At 65.2% G+C, this 549-nt stretch carries 1 protein-coding gene; it reads left to right on the top strand.

Annotated elements, in window-relative coordinates; translation table 11 throughout:
* A partial coding sequence (locus ACEO2X_RS14105) for a TIGR03752 family integrating conjugative element protein (RefSeq protein ID WP_371972179.1) occupies positions 1 to 549 on the top strand: 549 nt, incomplete at both ends.

Here is a 549-nt window from a genome sequence, read left to right on the forward strand (position 1 = left end):
ACGGCATACGAGTTGAGCGCTAGTCTCGTGGGCTCGGTGGCCATGTCTGCGCTGATCGGTCGTGTGCCGGTCGACGGGACGGTCAATGATCCTTACCCGTTCAAAATCCTCATCGGCCCGGACAACCTCACCGCCAACGGCATCGAGCTGCCGGACGTCGCCGGCGCGGTAGCCAGCGGGACCGCCTCGGGCGACTGGACACTCTCCTGCGTGCGTGGGCAGATCCGCAGCCTCACGTTCGTGTTCAACGACGGGACCGTGCGCACCTTCCCGGCGCCGGCCGAGGAGGTGAATGACAACCAGAGCAACAACAACCAGACCGCCAGCGCCGACCAGAAAACCATCCAGGGCGGTCTCGGCTGGATCAGCGACCCCTACGGCATCCCCTGCATCGCCGGTGATCGCCGATCCAATGCCAAGGAGTACCTGGGCAATCAGAGCCTACTCACGGCTGCCGGGGCCGGCATCGCCAAGCTCCTGGACGCCGACGAGAACAACACCAGTACCGTCTTCAGCGGCAACGGCACCAGCTTCGGGACGACCGGAACC

Origin of the sequence: Acinetobacter sp. AL9, from assembly GCF_041464035.1 — a bacterium.
GTDB lineage: Bacteria > Pseudomonadota > Gammaproteobacteria > Pseudomonadales > Moraxellaceae > Acinetobacter > Acinetobacter towneri.